Source organism: Aliiglaciecola lipolytica (genome assembly GCF_018860635.1).
GTDB classification, from domain to species: Bacteria; Pseudomonadota; Gammaproteobacteria; order Enterobacterales; family Alteromonadaceae; genus Aliiglaciecola; species Aliiglaciecola lipolytica_A.
The window spans coordinates 24,334-40,391 of the sequence record NZ_JAHKPT010000004.1; the positions used below are offsets into that span (position 1 = coordinate 24,334).

14 protein-coding genes are annotated in these 16,058 nt (G+C 40.2%); 10 read left to right on the forward strand and 4 right to left on the reverse strand.

Annotation, left to right across the window (positions count from 1 at the left end; translation table 11 throughout):
- Nucleotides 1-39: 39 nt before the first annotated feature.
- Nucleotides 40-525: a DUF2919 domain-containing protein gene (locus tag KO530_RS00435; RefSeq protein WP_216046419.1), complete on the forward strand. Its 486-nt coding sequence runs from the start codon at nucleotides 40-42 to the stop codon at nucleotides 523-525.
- Between the two features lie 19 nt (nucleotides 526-544).
- On the opposite strand, the gene KO530_RS00440 is transcribed toward KO530_RS00435, so the two are convergent.
- Nucleotides 545-958 carry a hypothetical protein gene (locus tag KO530_RS00440; protein ID WP_216046420.1) on the reverse strand — a complete coding sequence of 138 codons (414 nt, stop codon included), beginning with the start codon at nucleotides 956-958 and terminating at the stop codon, nucleotides 545-547.
- Between the two features lie 223 nt (nucleotides 959-1,181).
- Between KO530_RS00440 and KO530_RS00445 the strand changes: the two genes are divergently transcribed.
- Complete coding sequence (locus KO530_RS00445) at nucleotides 1,182-1,823, forward strand: hypothetical protein (protein ID WP_216046421.1); 642 nt, start codon at nucleotides 1,182-1,184, stop codon at nucleotides 1,821-1,823.
- Between the two features lie 5 nt (nucleotides 1,824-1,828).
- Here the strand turns inward: KO530_RS00445 and tcdA are convergent, their stop codons facing one another.
- Complete coding sequence (gene tcdA / locus KO530_RS00450) at nucleotides 1,829-2,605, reverse strand: tRNA cyclic N6-threonylcarbamoyladenosine(37) synthase TcdA (protein ID WP_216046422.1); 777 nt, start codon at nucleotides 2,603-2,605, stop codon at nucleotides 1,829-1,831.
- Between the two features lie 312 nt (nucleotides 2,606-2,917).
- Here tcdA and KO530_RS00455 point away from each other — a divergent pair, with 312 nt between their 5' ends.
- Together KO530_RS00455 and KO530_RS00460 are read left to right on the forward strand one after the other, a co-directional pair.
- On the forward strand, nucleotides 2,918-4,336 hold the full coding sequence (locus KO530_RS00455; RefSeq protein WP_216046423.1) for a mannose-1-phosphate guanylyltransferase/mannose-6-phosphate isomerase: 1,419 nt from the start codon (nucleotides 2,918-2,920) through the stop codon (nucleotides 4,334-4,336).
- Nucleotides 4,337-4,352: 16 nt separating this feature from the next.
- Complete coding sequence (locus KO530_RS00460) at nucleotides 4,353-5,801, forward strand: phosphomannomutase CpsG (RefSeq protein WP_216046424.1); 1,449 nt, start codon at nucleotides 4,353-4,355, stop codon at nucleotides 5,799-5,801.
- Between the two features lie 91 nt (nucleotides 5,802-5,892).
- Here KO530_RS00460 and KO530_RS00465 read toward each other — a convergent pair whose 3' ends face one another.
- Both KO530_RS00465 and gltA read right to left on the reverse strand, forming a co-directional pair.
- Complete coding sequence (locus KO530_RS00465; protein WP_216046425.1) at nucleotides 5,893-6,318, reverse strand: DUF3429 domain-containing protein; 426 nt, start codon at nucleotides 6,316-6,318, stop codon at nucleotides 5,893-5,895.
- Nucleotides 6,319-6,539: 221 nt separating this feature from the next.
- A complete protein-coding gene (gene gltA, locus KO530_RS00470; protein ID WP_216046426.1) occupies nucleotides 6,540-7,820 on the reverse strand; it encodes a citrate synthase in 1,281 nt (426 codons plus the stop codon).
- A 403-nt stretch (nucleotides 7,821-8,223) separates the two neighbouring features.
- Between gltA and sdhC the strand changes: the two genes are divergently transcribed.
- The 6 genes from sdhC to odhB all read left to right on the forward strand — a co-directional run bounded on the left by sdhC (nucleotide 8,224) and on the right by odhB (nucleotide 15,929).
- Nucleotides 8,224-8,598: a succinate dehydrogenase, cytochrome b556 subunit gene (gene sdhC / locus KO530_RS00475; protein WP_216046427.1), complete on the forward strand. Its 375-nt coding sequence runs from the start codon at nucleotides 8,224-8,226 to the stop codon at nucleotides 8,596-8,598.
- Nucleotides 8,592-8,942 (forward strand): succinate dehydrogenase, hydrophobic membrane anchor protein, encoded by a 351-nt coding sequence (sdhD, locus tag KO530_RS00480; protein WP_216046428.1) that lies wholly within the window; start codon nucleotides 8,592-8,594, stop codon nucleotides 8,940-8,942. Before sdhC ends, sdhD begins: the two co-directional genes overlap by 7 nt.
- Entirely contained in the window at nucleotides 8,939-10,708 is a 1,770-nt protein-coding gene (gene sdhA / locus KO530_RS00485; RefSeq protein WP_216046429.1) for a succinate dehydrogenase flavoprotein subunit, read from the forward strand. Before sdhD ends, sdhA begins: the two co-directional genes overlap by 4 nt.
- Before the next feature lie 14 nt (nucleotides 10,709-10,722).
- Nucleotides 10,723-11,433, forward strand: a complete 711-nt coding sequence (locus KO530_RS00490; RefSeq protein ID WP_216046430.1) for a succinate dehydrogenase iron-sulfur subunit — start codon at nucleotides 10,723-10,725, stop codon at nucleotides 11,431-11,433.
- Between the two features lie 176 nt (nucleotides 11,434-11,609).
- Nucleotides 11,610-14,432 carry a 2-oxoglutarate dehydrogenase E1 component gene (sucA, locus tag KO530_RS00495; RefSeq protein WP_216046431.1) on the forward strand — a complete coding sequence of 941 codons (2,823 nt, stop codon included), beginning with the start codon at nucleotides 11,610-11,612 and terminating at the stop codon, nucleotides 14,430-14,432.
- Nucleotides 14,433-14,444: 12 nt separating this feature from the next.
- Nucleotides 14,445-15,929 (forward strand): 2-oxoglutarate dehydrogenase complex dihydrolipoyllysine-residue succinyltransferase, encoded by a 1,485-nt coding sequence (odhB, locus tag KO530_RS00500; protein ID WP_216046432.1) that lies wholly within the window; start codon nucleotides 14,445-14,447, stop codon nucleotides 15,927-15,929.
- Nucleotides 15,930-16,058 lie beyond the last annotated feature (129 nt).

A 16,058-nucleotide genomic window follows, 5' to 3' on the forward strand; every position in this document is an offset into this window, starting at 1 on the left:
GGCTGCGATGCCTGTGTCTAGCATTAAAAAATAGGTAACATGTCGAAATTATTATTACCCTTGAGTCAATACGATGAAGCCGGACGCATTAGACCTCCACGGTTCTTTTGGTGGTGCTGTTTATTTCTTGCCAAAAGCTACGTGATTTTTATTTTGTCTCTAAGTAATTTCCGCGATGCTGATGGCTTATTAGAAATATTTTACCCGCAAAAGAATGAACTGTTTATTGGTTTCGGAATTGGTGGTGGCGCGCTGCTCGCGATAATTATTGTGGCTTATAGAGAAAAGTGGTGGGACACAAAATGGCAATTTATCAGACGACTAATTAAACCTTGTTTGATTCTAACCGTGATTTTGGATTTGCTCCATCAAATACAAATTTCTTTGAGCCAACATTGGCAATTTTCTTGGGCGGTAGCGACCTTGTTTTTATTTGATTTAGTGGTGTTATATTGGATTTTCAAAAGTCGTCATTTACGTTACATGATTGCAGATTGGGCCGATAACCAGCCCGTATCTTCTTAAACTGACTTTCTTTATTATTTTATTGAACGCTATTTCCAACGGCTTGTTGAAAGTAGTCTTGCACACTGATTTGGCTGTCATTGACCAATCTTTGATAACAGATGCCGGCAAATGCATAAGACTTACCTGAATATTCCATAACCACGTAAGGGGCATCTTTGTCAGATTCATCATAGCGCCAATTTCCACCCACAAGCTGTTTAAATATTTCACCTATATATGCACCGTAAATATTAGATATTGTGAATACAGCATCATTTTCCAATGCTTGATCTTTGTATTTTTCAATCCAAGCTAAAATCACATCGTCCACTAAAGCGATACTTTCAACTGTGCCATCCAAAACCAGTTTAAATTCATCCAATGTTGTATCAATCGCGTTTTGGGCACTGTCTGCCATTAATTGATTGAGTTCGTCTTGGGTCATACGCATGAAGTATCCTTAATTATTATTCGTGTCACTAAACTAATACCTTGATTGTGGCGACATAATTACCTTTTGTCTAATTTTCCAATCCAATTAAGCATCGGTTATCTAGGTATCGGCAATATGCCCAATTTCTTTTCTTTAATAGTAATGAATTCCAATTCCAACATTTATCAAGGTGAAATGTGGTTGTGTTGATCTCAAAATGATTAGATGGCGTATCTTTGATATGAAATATGCTTTTATATTGCCAACAACCGCTTTATTCGCGTTAGGTTTAATCGCTAGCCTAGTGCACTTTGATATTATTCCGGCGGGAATTACAATTCTTGAAAATCTAAAATCAGCTTTTGGAGAGTACTTTTACACCCTCATTTTCTTCATTATTTTAGCTGAATCAATTGTCTATGTGGGGTTCTATTTTCCAGGTCAATTTTTCGCGGTGGTGTTGGTTATTGTATCCAAGCCTAATTTAGAGGATATTCTATATTTGACCATAGCAATGGTTTTAGCCGCAACCTTGGGCTCTTTTCTTAACTACCAATTAGGCCGCTTAAATAGTAAGTCAAGTTCGTCTGATTCCGCGACTAATTTACGTTCATTATTACTGGCCATGGTACATATTAATTCACTGGCATTTTTTATGTTTAACCAAGGCGCTAACAAACGACCGTCAAAAGTGGTTTGGTTAGCGGGATTGCTTAATTTACCCTATTACTTAATATTGATAACCTCAACTGCACTATTAAGCGAAGAAATAATGCAGGTCGCGGAGAGCACCTGGTTAATGGTGTCGATTGTATTAATTTGGTTGTTCGTGGCTATTATTTTAGATATTAAAAAAGCCCGAGTGAGCAACCGGCTAACATGAGCAGTTTAGCTTGATAAAAACTTATTAATTGCTCGTGATGCAGCAAAAAAACCAAAACATGCGGTCACTGAAACGGATGCCCCAAAGCCGCTATTACAATCCAGTCTTGCGCTATTTTGAGTCTCAGATTTTTGGCAAGACACACTGCCATCACCTTGAGGGTAGCGCAGTTGTTCAGTGGAATAGACACACTCTACGGCAAATCGACGTTTGGGATTTTGACTGAAATTGTGAAAGCGCCTTAACTGATTGCGAAGTTTCGCCGCAAGGGGGTCTTGAACGGTTTTTGACAAGTCTGCGATGGTGATTTTGGTTGGGTCGATTTGACCGCCAGCCCCTCCGGTACTAATTATCTTAATTTTATTTCGTTTACAATGGGCTATCAAAGCGGCTTTTGCAGGCACGCTGTCAATTGCATCAATGACATAATCAAATCCATTGTTCATATATTCATTTAAGTTGTCTGGGGTGACAAAATCTTCAATGCAATTTACATTACAATCAGGGTTAATTTGCTTTATTCGTGCAGCCATTACTTCCACTTTCGCTTCGCCAACGGTGTCGGTTAGGGCATGAATTTGGCGATTAGTGTTAGTGGTACAAATATCATCTAGGTCGATTAAGGTGATATTACCTACTGCTGTGCGGGCTAAAGCCTCAGCTGCCCAAGTTCCCACACCACCAATGCCGACCACACAAAAATGAGCGTCTTTTAGACGCTGTGTTTCGGTTAAACCATAAAGTCTTTCAGTGCCGCCAAAGCGAGATTTTTGTTCCTGCATAGATGAAATTTGTTCGCGATATTTCGATTGCCGCGCAGTATAACAAGTACTATCAATATTGCTAATTTATGACACTGTTTAGAAGTTAAAAAAATGAAAGGAAAAAGTTAATATTGTGTTTGTAATTGGCTTTAAATGGACGATTTACAGTTAATAGACATTCAGTTGTTGATTACTAAGCGCAGCTTTTATAGCATGCGTTTAACTATGTTTGTGGAACGGGTGATTTCTAGAATTAGGCGAGCTTCAAAGTATCCAATATTAGCGAGTTGCTAATCTAGACATCATTAAAATATAAAAAAGGAAAAATACATGAAACCAGTTGTACTCGCCGGCGGATCTGGAAGTAGATTGTGGCCAAAATCTCGAGCTGCATTACCAAAGCAGTTTTTGGCATTAACCGATGAAAACACCATGCTGCAAAATACGATTAGCCGACTCGATGGTTTGCAAGTAGAGCCTGCTATTTACATTTGTAACGAAGCCCATCGTTTCTTAGTTGCTGAACAGTTACGTCAACAAGGTAGGAAACATGGTGGTATTTTACTTGAACCTGTTGGCCGAAATACCGCGCCTGCTATTGCTTTAGCTGCGTTGCAAGCATGTAGCGAAGGTCAAGATCCGGTTTTATTAGTGTTGGCTGCAGACCATTTAATTAAAGACAATAAAGCGTTCCACAAAGCGATACAACATGCCAATGCATTGGCTGAACAGGGTAAACTAGTCACCTTTGGAATTGTTCCAGACAGTGCACACACTGGTTACGGTTATATTCGCAGAGGCGAGCAATTAAACCATTCTGAAACCGGATTTGCGGTTTCTCAATTCGTAGAAAAACCAGATATGGAAACCGCTAAAAAGTACGTTTCTAATGGTGATTACTATTGGAACAGCGGAATGTTTATGTTCAAAGCAAGTCGTTACTTGCAGGAACTGGAAAAATTCGCACCTGAGATGCTTAAAGTATGTAAAGAAGCGATTTCATCTGAATCTAAAGATTTGGACTTCGTTAGAGTCGATGCTGACATTTTCGCTACCTGTCCAGATGATTCGGTGGATTACGCGGTAATGGAAAAAACTGACGATGCCGCTATGGTTCCTCTTGATGCTGGTTGGAATGATGTTGGCAGTTGGTCGTCGTTGTGGGAAACCTCAGATACAAAAGACTCCCAAGGCAATGTTTGTGTGGGCGATGTGATGCTAACCAATACGAATAATAGTTACATTAATTCAGAGCAGCGTTTAATTGCAGTGGTTGGTTTGGACGATGTGGTAGTTGTAGAAACTAAAGATGCAATTTTGGTAGCCAACAAAAATAAAGTTCAAGACATTAAAACCGTGGTTAACGAACTTAAAGCACAGCATCGACCTGAGTTTGAATTTCATCGTGAAGTATTCAGACCTTGGGGAAGTTATGACTCCATAGATAATGGTGGCCGTTTCCAAGTGAAACGAATTACCGTTAATCCTGGTGAAAAATTGTCAGTTCAAATGCATCATCACCGCGCGGAACATTGGATTGTAGTTTCAGGTACCGCAAAAGTGACTAATGGCGAAGAAACCTTCTTAGTTACTGAAAATGAATCGACATATATTCCAATTGGTATAGTTCATGCGTTAGAAAATCCAGGCAAAGTGCCTCTTGAGCTTATTGAAGTGCAATCAGGTAGTTATTTAGGTGAAGACGATATTGTTCGCTTTTCCGATAGATATGGTCGTACTGCTAAGTAAATAAGGATTGATCAAGATGCAAATTAGTTGTTTTAAAGCGTACGATATTCGCGGCAAGTTGTTGCAACAGTTGGACGAAAATGTTGCCTATCGTATTGGTCGAGCTTATGCCGAATACCTAAAAGCTAAAGACGTGGTGGTTGGTGGAGATGTTCGTCATACCTCTGCGCCATTAAAGTTAGCACTTAGCGCCGGTTTAGTTGATGGCGGGGCAAACGTTATTGACCTTGGGATGACAGGGACCGAAGAAATTTACTTCGCCACTAAACATTTAAAAGTTGATGGCGGAATCGAAGTTACCGCCAGTCATAACCCCATTGATTATAATGGTATGAAATTAGTCAAAAGCGAATCTCGTCCAATCAGCGGTGATACTGGCTTATTTGCAATAAAAGATATTGCAGAACAATATGAGCAGGCCATTGTCGATGAGCGTTTAAACTTTTTTTCGGATAAGCGCTGTAGCGACGACGCTTTTTTAAAGGGGCAGGGTAGTGTTTCAACAGAAAAGCTTGCCACTTCAGGAAAGTATTCTCAACGTACCTGTTTACCCGCTTATGTTGAACATATGTTGTCTTACGTTGATTTGAAAAACTTTAAGCCTTTAAAACTAGTTGTAAATGCGGGTAACGGTGCGGCAGGAAAAGCGTTAGATGCCATTGAACAACAACTCAAAGAGCTAAATGTTGCCATTGAATTTATCAAAGTTCATCATCAACCAGATGGTGACTTTCCAAATGGTATACCAAATCCATTATTACCAGAAAGCCGAGCGGATACTGCCGATGCCGTTATCGCCCACAAAGCTGATATGGGTATCGCTTGGGATGGCGACTTTGACCGTTGTTTCTTGTTTGATGAAAAAGGTGACTTTGTTGAAGGCTATTACATTGTAGGTTTATTAGCTAAAGCATTTTTAGATAAAAATGCAGACAGTAAAATCATCTATGATCCGCGTGTTTATTGGAATACCGAAGATATTGTTAAAGCAGCTGGCGGGACCCCGATAAAGAGTAAAACGGGTCATGCGTTCATTAAAGAAAGAATGCGAAAAGAAGATGCTGTTTATGGCGGTGAGATGAGTGCGCATCATTATTTTCGAGACTTTGCATATTGCGATTCAGGTATGATCCCATGGTTACTCGTTGCTGAGTTAATCTGCACAAGCTCTCAACCTTTATCTGAATTAGTTAAACAGCGAATAGCTGCTTTTCCTTCTTCGGGTGAAATTAATAGCTTGCTTGAAGACGCTGATGCTGCATTACAAAGAGTTATCGCAAAATATCAGCCTCTGGCTGAGGTTATTGATGATACCGATGGTGTTGGCTTGGAATTTGGCAACTGGCGATTTAATTTGCGTAAATCGAATACAGAGCCGGTTATTCGCCTAAATGTTGAATCCTCAGGTGATATTGCCTTGATGGAGCAAAAAACAGCGGAATTATTGGAGCTCATTCGAGCTTAAAACCTCTTGTTTTTGATAATATAAACAACAAAAATAGCCCATTAGGGCTATTTTTTTATGTTGAAAATTGTTTTGGGATTTTGAATTTTAATTATTGAGACGTTTGCTGAATTAACCAAATCATCATTAAATGGCTACCAACGGTAATCGAGGTCAAGCGTATTCTTAAGGATCGATACCATACGGCCAAGGTGGAAAGTTTAAATTCGTAGAAAATAACCACAGTAAAAGCACAGGCTAAAGCAATCAGGGCTATCTTTGGAGGTAACCAAATAACACTTAACCAGGCTAAAATTGACGGCAACATGGCAATATACAACAAGCTAATAGAACGTTCGTTATTAATTCCGTCAAACCATAACACCCCACCTAAAAACGACAGTATTATAGCGGAGTATTGAATGAAGAAACCGACCCCTTCAAAGTAAGAAACGGTTTCCCATAGAATGAAAAAAGGCAACATGATAAATGGAATTAGGCCTGCGTACCCTAATATTTTGGCGTGGTATTTAAGCATTTTTTATCACTTATACTCGTTTTATTCGATGTTTACGTAAATTTAACTTAGCTAGTTCAATCGTTTTTCAAAAAACAATCGATTATTTAAACTGTCAATCATTAAACATTTAGGCAACATTGTGTAAATTTATAGTTAATGCCTGTTTAGTTGTTTATTGATTGTTCAGTTTACAAAAAAATAGCGCCAAAAAAGGCGCTATTTTTGAACATAACTAAAAGTTATTTTTTAATTGGGGTGTACTTTCTTAAGTTCTCACCAGTATAAAGCTGACGAGGACGCCCAATTTTTTGTCCAGGTTGACTAAGCATTTCATGCCAATGAGAAACCCAACCAACAGTTCTTGCTAATGCGAATATACAAGTAAACATGTTAGTAGGAATGCCAATTGCTTTAAGAATGATACCTGAATAAAAATCCACATTCGGGAAAAGTTTCTTCTCTGCGAAATAGGGGTCGCTCAAGGCGATTTTTTCAAGTTCCATAGCTACATTTAGCAAAGGATCATCGATATTCATTTCTTCTAGCACTTCGTGACAGCTTTCACGCATAACAGTTGCACGAGGATCGTGGTTTTTATAAACACGGTGTCCGAATCCCATTAGTCTGAAAGGGTCATTCTTGTCTTTAGCGCGGTCGATAAACTCTGGAATACGGTCAACACTGCCTATTTCTTGCAGCATGTTTAAGCAAGCTTCATTAGCTCCACCGTGAGCCGGTCCCCATAAAGATGCAACACCAGCTGCGATACACGCATATGGGTTAGCACCTGAAGAACCTGCAAGTCTTACTGTAGAAGTCGATGCATTTTGCTCGTGGTCAGCATGCAGCGTAAAGATACGATCCATAGCTTTAGCAACAGCAGGGCTGATTTTGTAATCTTCAGCTGGTACAGAAAACATCATGTTTAAGAAGTTTTCTGCATAACTTAGATCATTACGAGGATAAACAAAGGGTTGACCAACGTTATATTTGTAACACATGGCTACTAAAGTAGGCATTTTAGCGATTAAGCGATATGCACTACGAAGACGTTGTTCAGGATCTGAAATATCTAAATCATCATGATAGAAGCTAGAAAGTGCGCCTACTGTTCCACATAACATGGCCATAGGATGCGCGTCTCTGCGGAAACCTCTAAAGAAATTTGTTAATTGATCGTGAACCAATGTGTGACGTGTAATAGTGTTTTTGAAATCAGCATATTCTTCTGAAGTTGGCGTTTTGTCGTGTAACAACATATAACAAACTTCAATATAATCAGCGTCTCTGGCAAGCTCTTCGATTGAATAACCTCTATGAAGCAATACGCCTTTAGCTCCATCAATAAACGTGATGGATGATTCGCAAGAACCAGTAGCCATAAAACCAGGGTCAAAAGTGAAGTAACCGCTAGAGCCTAAAGCTCGAACATCTATTACGTCGTTCCCAGCAGTTCCCGAAAGTACCGGAAGTTCTACCTCTTTGTCGCCTACCTTTAAAATGGCTTTAGTTTCTGCCATAAGATGTTCTCCTTAGACTAAGTTCTTAAACTGTTATAAATATCTTAAATAATAACAGCCATGAAAAAAAGTGTGCTATTTGTACTTAGAAAGTTGCTGCAAGTCAATTTTAATACATGAATGTTTAATATTTATTCTCATAATGTATTCAGAATACCTATTAATATCGAAAACTTTGAATAAACAGTTTTTTTATCTAGAACAAAAATTGTAATTAAGCTCAACGCTGGATATACTTTGTGCCACTAAATGAAAAAAAACGCTTAGTTGTTAAAGGTTTAATAGTTAATTAACAAAGTGTTAACAGTTGAACTTGTTCAACTCAGTTTTCGTTTATGCACTATACAATAAAATAACTTTAAATAAATGCGTCAAACCTCAACAATGATTACAGGCACATAAAGTGAAAAAACAAAGACCAGTCAATCTGCAACTCAATACGATAAGTTTTCCCCCTTCAGCTATAGTTTCTATTTTACATCGGGCAACCGGTGTCGCAATGTTCTTCGCTCTGATTTTCGTAATCTGGGCTTGGGCTGTATCTGTATCTTCCCTTGATGGGTTTAATACAGTGCAAGAAGTTATGGCAGGGCCCCTTGGTAAATTCGTGGCTATCGGTACTTTATCCGCATTGACCTATCATATCCTTGGCGGTATCCGTCACGTGATTATGGACATGGGTCATTGGGAAGAAATTCAGTCAGGTAATTTAAGCGCACAAGCCACTATTGGTTTGTGGGTGTTAGTGACTATCGTTATAGGAGTGATATTGTGGTAACGGAACAAGCGAGTTTGAAACGTAATGGAGTGCAAGATTTTGTTACTCTGCGTGCTACGGCACTTATCATTACCTTATTTTCTTTTTACATGACATATTTCTTTATCGCCACTCCAGTGGTGACTTTTGAAGTATGGAGAGATTTGTTCTCTAGCATATTTATGAAAGTTTTCACTTTCATTACGCTAGTCGCAATTATGTACCATGTAAGAATTGGTCTATGGCAAGTTTTAACCGATTATGTCAAGGCTCCAGGTTTAAGAGCAACGTTACAATATGTACTTAACATTATTGCTTTTGTTTATGTTGCAGTTGGTTTATTTGTTTTGTGGGGTGTGAAGTGAGTATTCCGGTTCATGAGTTCGATGCAGTAGTAGTAGGAGCTGGCGGCGCTGGAATGCGAGCAGCTTTACAAATTTCTCAATCAGGCAAGTCCTGTGCGTTACTTTCAAAAGTGTTTCCAACACGTTCACATACAGTGTCTGCCCAAGGCGGAATCACTGTAGCCTTAGGAAACGCCCATGAAGATAACTGGGAATGGCACATGTACGATACGGTTAAAGGTTCTGATTATATCGGTGACCAAGACGCTATCGAATATATGTGTAAGACTGGTCCTGAAGCGATCATTGAAATGGAAAATATGGGTTTGCCATTTTCTCGTTTTGAAGACGGTCGCATTTATCAACGTCCTTTCGGTGGTCAATCTCAAAACTTCGGCGGTGAGCAAGGCGCTCGTACAGCTGCAGCGGCTGACCGTACAGGCCACGCATTATTGCATTTGCTTTATCAGCAAAATGTTAAAAATAAAACAAAAGTATTCAGTGAATGGTATGCCCTTGATCTCGTCAAAAACCAAAATGGTGATGTAGTCGGTTGTACTGCTATTGACATTGAAAGTGGTGAAGTCGTTTACTTTAAATCTAAAGCGGTAGTATTGGCTACCGGTGGTGCAGGGCGTATATACGCTTCAACCACTAATGCACACATTAATACTGGCGACGGTGTTGGTATGGCATTAAGAGCTGGTGTTCCAGTTCAAGATATGGAAATGTGGCAGTTCCACCCAACAGGTATAGCCGGTGCTGGTACGCTAGTAACCGAAGGTTGCCGTGGTGAAGGTGGATACCTTCTTAATAAAGACGGTGAGCGTTTCATGGAACGTTATGCACCAAATGCTAAAGATTTGGCTGGTCGTGACGTTGTTGCCCGTTCAATGATGACTGAGATTCGTGAAGGTCGCGGATGTGAAGGTCCTTGGGGTACGCATATTAAACTTAAACTAGATCACCTAGGTAAAGACGTTCTAGAATCTAGATTACCGGGTATCCTTGAGTTGTCTCGTACGTTTGCACACGTGGATCCAGTTAAAGAGCCAATTCCAGTTATTCCAACTTGTCATTATATGATGGGTGGTATTCCAACTAATGTTGATGGCCAAGCTATCAGCATCGATAAAGATGGCAACGAAAAACCAATTGGTGGGTTGTTTGCCTGTGGTGAGATTGCATGTGTATCTGTGCACGGTGCAAACCGTCTTGGTGGAAACTCGCTATTAGACTTGGTTGTATTCGGTCGTGCCACTGGTCTTCACCTTGGTGAAGCTATCGATAAGATTGATTTTGCTGAAGCATCGCAAACTGATGTTGAAGAAGCGCTGGTTCGTTTCAATCGCTGGGAAAGCTCAGAAGTTGGTAAAGGCGAAGATCCAGTACAAATTAAGAAAGACTTACAGCAATGTATGCAGCTTAATTTCTCTGTATTCCGTGAAGGTGATGCGATGGCCGAAGGTCTTGCTGAATTGAAAGAAATTAGAGAAAGATTGAAATTCGCTCGTTTAGATGACAAGAGTAGCGATTTCAACACTCAACGTATTGAGTGTCTTGAACTAGATAACTTAATGGAAACTGCATTTAGTACTGCAGTTGCAGCGAACTTTAGAACGGAAAGTCGTGGTGCTCATAGCCGATTCGATTATCCTGACCGTGATGATTCACAGTGGTTATGTCACTCTGTTTATTTACCAGAGTCAGAATCAATGCTTAAACGTGATGTGAACATGACACCTAAATTACGTGAAGCATTTCCACCTAAAGCTAGAACTTATTAATTGGAGTAACGAAGATGAATCTTTCTTTCTCAATATATCGTTACAACCCGGATGTTGATAACGCACCACGCATGCAAGAATACTCGCTTGAAGTGGAAGAAGGGCAAGATATGATGGTGCTTGATGCGCTTATCGCCCTTAAAGAACAAGATCCTACGTTGTCATTCCGTCGCTCATGCCGTGAAGGTGTTTGTGGTTCTGATGGCGTAAATATGAATGGTAAAAATGGTTTGGCATGTATCACGCCGCTTTCCGCTTTAGGAAAAGGTAAAATTGTGGTTCGTCCATTACCTGGTTTACCAGTCGTACGTGATCTGGTCGTTGACATGAGTCAGTTCTATACGCAATATGAAAAAATTAAACCATTTTTGATCAATGACGACAATCATCCGCCAGCCCGTGAACATCTTCAACTTCCTGAAGAGCGTGCTAAGCTGGATGGCTTATATGAATGTATTCTATGTGCATGTTGTTCTACATCATGTCCGTCATTTTGGTGGAACCCTGACAAGTTCATTGGACCTGCTGGATTACTGCATGCTTATCGATTCCTAATTGATAGTCGTGACACAGCAACTGATGCTAGACTAAGTGATTTGGACGACGCTTTTAGCGTGTTCCGTTGTCACGGTATAATGAACTGCGTTAGTGTTTGTCCCAAAGGACTAAACCCGACGAAAGCCATCGGCCATATCAAGTCGATGCTACTACAACGGGCTGTTTAGTTTAGTCATTTAACACCAGTGGTGTTATTCGTGACAGCAAGTCTAAATAGCCATCCTTTGCAGGATGGCTTTTTTACTTAAAAAATCAAACCTTTTAGGTTTATTTACTTTTATTTTTTGGATATTTACGCATACTAGATATCCGGTTGTTAGCCTTACTTTTTAAAGGGACAATAATGCAACAAAGCGTGATGAAAGCATGGTGGGATTCTTCACACATGGCTGGCGGCAACGCTGCTTATATAGAAGAACTCTACGAAACATTTTTGGAAGACCCCAACAGTGTTTCAGAGCAGTGGCGAAGTATTTTCGAAAGCCTGCCTAAAGTAGAAGGCGTTGAATTAGATACCAACCATTCTTTAATTAGAGAACAATTTAAAGCGTTGGCAGCACTAGGCCCAGCGGCTAGAGCAACTAGCAGTGCACCTTCAAAAACTTCAACAAGTGATGATAAGCAAGTCAAAGTACTCCAGCTTATTAATGCCTATCGATTTAGAGGGCATCAACATGCCAATTTAGATCCATTGGATTTATGGAAGCAGCCTAGAGTTCGCGACTTAGAATTATCTCATCATAATTTGACTGAAAAAGATTTCGACACACATTTTAATGTGGGATCTTATGCAATTGGTCAAGAAACGATGACATTGAAGGATTTATTCACTTCTTTAAATAGAACTTATTGTGGTTCTATTGGTTCTGAATATATGCACATAACGGATACCGAACAAAAACGTTGGTTACAACAACGTATCGAATCGGTACAGGCAAAACCTGAAATTAGTCGTGATGAAAAAATCAATATTCTTAAAGGCTTAGTTGCTGCAGATGGTATGGAAAAATACCTAGGTGCTAAGTTCCCTGGAGCTAAACGCTTTTCGTTAGAAGGCGGCGATGCTTTAGTACCTATGCTCAAAGGGTTAATCAACCACGCGGGTGAAAGTGGCGCTAAAGAAGTTGTTATTGGTATGGCTCACCGTGGACGATTAAACGTACTTGTGAACGTTTTAGGAAAAAATCCATCAGTTTTATTTGATGAGTTTTCCGGTAAACACGATGAATCGCTTGGCGCTGGTGATGTTAAATATCATGCTGGTTTTTCGTCTGATTTCGCTACCGGCGGTGGCAACGTTCATTTAGCGTTGGCATTTAACCCTTCACATTTGGAAATCGTAAACCCAGTTGTTATCGGTTCAGTAAGAGCGCGACTTGATCGCCGCAACTGTGCTGATGGTTCTACCGTACTACCAATTACTATTCATGGTGACTCGGCCATTGCTGGACAAGGCGTTGTGCAAGAGACATTTAATATGTCTCAGACACGGGGATTCAAAGTAGGTGGTACAGTAAGAATAGTCATAAATAACCAAGTTGGTTTTACCACTTCTAAAACTGAAGATACTCGTTCCACTCAATATTGTACTGATATTGCAAAGATGGTTCAGGCGCCTATTTTTCACGTTAACTCTGATGATCCTGAAGCGGTTTTATTCGTGACAAAATTAGCATTAGATTATCGCAACACATTTAAACGTGATGTGATGATTGACTTGGTATGTTATCGACGTCATGGCCACAACGAAGCCGATGAGCCGAATGCAACTCAGCCGTTGATGTACCAAAAAATTAAAAAACATCCTGTGCCACGCGCATTGTACGCTGATCAATTAACGACTGAGGGCAGCATTGAAGCGCATGAAGTGGAAAAATTGGTCAGTGAATACAGAGCAGCGTTAGATCACGGTGCATGTGTTGTGCCTGAATGGCGTCCAATGACCGAGCACTCTGTTGATTGGACTCCTTACTTAGGGCACGATTGGACTGCTGAATATGACGCATCAATTGAGAAAGAAAGGTTACTTGAGCTAGGTCGCTCAATAGTTAAATATCCTGAAGAGTTCAAATTACAATCTCGGGTTAAGAAACTATATGGCGATCGTGAAGCCATGTTAAAAGAAGAAAAACTGATAGATTGGGGTATGGCAGAAAATCTGGCCTACGCTGATATAGTATCTAAAGGTACGAATATTCGTTTAACAGGGCAAGATTCAGGTCGCGGCACATTCTTCCATCGTCATGCTGTGTTGCATAATCAAGTTGATGGGGCTGAGTTTATGCCTCTACAAAACATTGATGAATCTCAAGGTAAAATGGAAATCTACGACTCGGTTTTATCTGAAGCCGCAGTTGTCGCATTTGAGTTTGGTTATGCAACCGCTGAGCCTGGCACATTAACCATTTGGGAAGCACAATTTGGTGATTTTGCCAACGGTGCGCAAGTGGTTATTGATCAGTTTTTAAGTTCTGGCGAAGCTAAGTGGGGACGTTTATGTGGTCTAACATTATTGTTGCCACATGGTTATGAAGGACAAGGTCCGGAACATAGCTCAGCTAGATTAGAACGTTTTCTACAATTATGTGCAGATCACAATTGGCAAGTTTGTGTGCCTTCTACACCTGCACAGGTTTACAATATGATCAGACGTCAAGCTATTCGTCCGATGCGTAGACCTCTAATCGTGATGTCACCAAAATCACTTTTACGTCATCCTTTGGCTGTTTCTAGTTTTGATGAATTGACCGATGGTATCTTCCATAATGTCATTGACGAAATTGATGAAATTAAGCCAGCTGACGTTAAGCGTGTTGTCATGTGTTCAGGTAAAGTATATTACGATTTGTTAGAACAACGTCGTAAAAATGAACAACACGATGTGGCTATAGTCAGAATTGAGCAACTTTACCCATTCCCAAGTGAGGAAATGGTGGCAAACATAACCAAGAAGTACGCACATGTAAAAGATTGGGTATGGTGTCAAGAAGAACCACAAAATCAGGGAGCTTGGTATTGTAGCCAGCATCATTTCTGGGCATCTATCCCAGAAGGCGCAAAATTGACCTATGCGGGTAGAACTGCATCTGCTTCTCCTGCAGTTGGCTATAACGCGGTTCACAATCAACAGCAAAAAGCGTTGGTTGATGATGCACTTACTTTATAATTAGGAACCAGTATGACAATAGAAATTAAAGTACCGGTGCTACCAGAATCAGTAGCAGATGCTTCGATTGCCACATGGCATGTCAAAGTTGGTGACAAAGTCAGTCGTGATCAAAATCTTGTTGATATTGAAACCGACAAGGTAGTGCTAGAAGTTGTATCCCCAGAACAGGGTATAATCACAGAAATTATGGATGCTGAGGGTGATACAGTCCTTGGTGAACAAATAATTGCAAAACTAGAAGAAGGCGATGGCGCTAGCAGTACTAAAGCATCTGCAGCTCCAGCCGCTAGTCAACCATCTACATCAAGTACAAAGGGTAAATCAGTGGAAATTAAAGTTCCTGTGCTGCCAGAATCGGTAGCTGACGCAACAATAGCAACATGGCATGTACAACCTGGGGAAGCTGTTTCTCGGGATCAGAATCTAGTGGATATCGAAACTGACAAAGTAGTGTTAGAAGTCGTTGCTCCAGCAGACGGTTCTTTGAGTGACATATTGGCACCTGAAGGCGAGACAGTTACTGGTGAACAAGTCATCGCTAATTTCATCGAAGGTGCGGGTGCTGCAGCCCCAACTGCTGCAGAGTCTGCAGAAGCCGAATCAGCAGAAGAAAATGATGCACTTAGTCCTTCGGTTAGACGTTTATTAGCTGAAAAAGGCGTAGACGCGGCTAACATCAAAGGTACTGGTAAAGGCGGACGTATCACTAAAGAAGATGTAGAAAAACATCTTAAAGGTGCTTCTAAACCTGCAGCCAAAGATGCACCAGCCGCGCCTGCTGCTTTAGTCGGTGAGCGCACTGAAAAACGTGTTCCAATGACACGTTTGCGTAAAACCATTGCAACTCGTTTGTTAGAAGCGAAAAACTCTACTGCAATGTTGACAACATTTAATGAAATCAACATGAAGCCAATTATGGATTTGCGTAAGCAATACCAAGAAAGCTTCGAAAAGCGCCATGGTATTCGTTTAGGTTTCATGTCGTTTTATGTAAAAGCAGTAACTGAAGCGTTAAAACGTTTCCCTGAAGTAAATGCATCAATCGATGGTGATGATATTGTTTATCATAACTATTTTGATATCTCTATTGCGGTTTCTACTCCTCGCGGTTTGGTAACGCCAGTATTAAGAGATTGTGACGCATTGGGAATGGCAGGGATTGAAAGCGGTATTAAATCTCTTGCGCTTAAAGGTCGTGATGGCAAACTTGCTATGGATGATCTACAAGGTGGTAACTTTACTATCACTAACGGTGGTGTTTTTGGGTCATTATTATCAACTCCAATTATTAATCCTCCACAAAGTGCGATTCTTGGTATGCATAAAATCCAAGATCGTCCAATGGCGGTAAATGGAAAAGTTGAAATTTTACCTATGATGTATTTGGCGTTATCTTATGACCACCGCATCGTTGATGGTAAAGAATCCGTAGGCTTTTTGGTTACGGTAAAAGAAATGCTAGAAGACCCAACTCGTCTATTATTGGACGTTTAAAACCTTGGTCTAAATCGAATTGATAGATGATAACGGAAGTTATCATCTATCCGAATGTCGGTATATTATCGACACCTTTAATCAAGTCGCTGATGTGCGGCTTTTATATTAAATTAAACGGATAGAAAC

Coding starts and splice junctions, on each gene's coding strand:
- KO530_RS00435 (WP_216046419.1), top strand. CDS start 40: ATGTCGAAATTATTATTACCCTTGAGTCAATACGATGAAGCCGGACGC.
- KO530_RS00440 (WP_216046420.1), bottom strand. CDS start 958: ATGCGTATGACCCAAGACGAACTCAATCAATTAATGGCAGACAGTGCC.
- KO530_RS00445 (WP_216046421.1), top strand. CDS start 1,182: ATGAAATATGCTTTTATATTGCCAACAACCGCTTTATTCGCGTTAGGT.
- tcdA (WP_216046422.1), bottom strand. CDS start 2,605: ATGCAGGAACAAAAATCTCGCTTTGGCGGCACTGAAAGACTTTATGGT.
- KO530_RS00455 (WP_216046423.1), top strand. CDS start 2,918: ATGAAACCAGTTGTACTCGCCGGCGGATCTGGAAGTAGATTGTGGCCA.
- KO530_RS00460 (WP_216046424.1), top strand. CDS start 4,353: ATGCAAATTAGTTGTTTTAAAGCGTACGATATTCGCGGCAAGTTGTTG.
- KO530_RS00465 (WP_216046425.1), bottom strand. CDS start 6,318: ATGCTTAAATACCACGCCAAAATATTAGGGTACGCAGGCCTAATTCCA.
- gltA (WP_216046426.1), bottom strand. CDS start 7,820: ATGGCAGAAACTAAAGCCATTTTAAAGGTAGGCGACAAAGAGGTAGAA.
- KO530_RS00490 (WP_216046430.1), top strand. CDS start 10,723: ATGAATCTTTCTTTCTCAATATATCGTTACAACCCGGATGTTGATAAC.
- sucA (WP_216046431.1), top strand. CDS start 11,610: ATGCAACAAAGCGTGATGAAAGCATGGTGGGATTCTTCACACATGGCT.
- odhB (WP_216046432.1), top strand. CDS start 14,445: ATGACAATAGAAATTAAAGTACCGGTGCTACCAGAATCAGTAGCAGAT.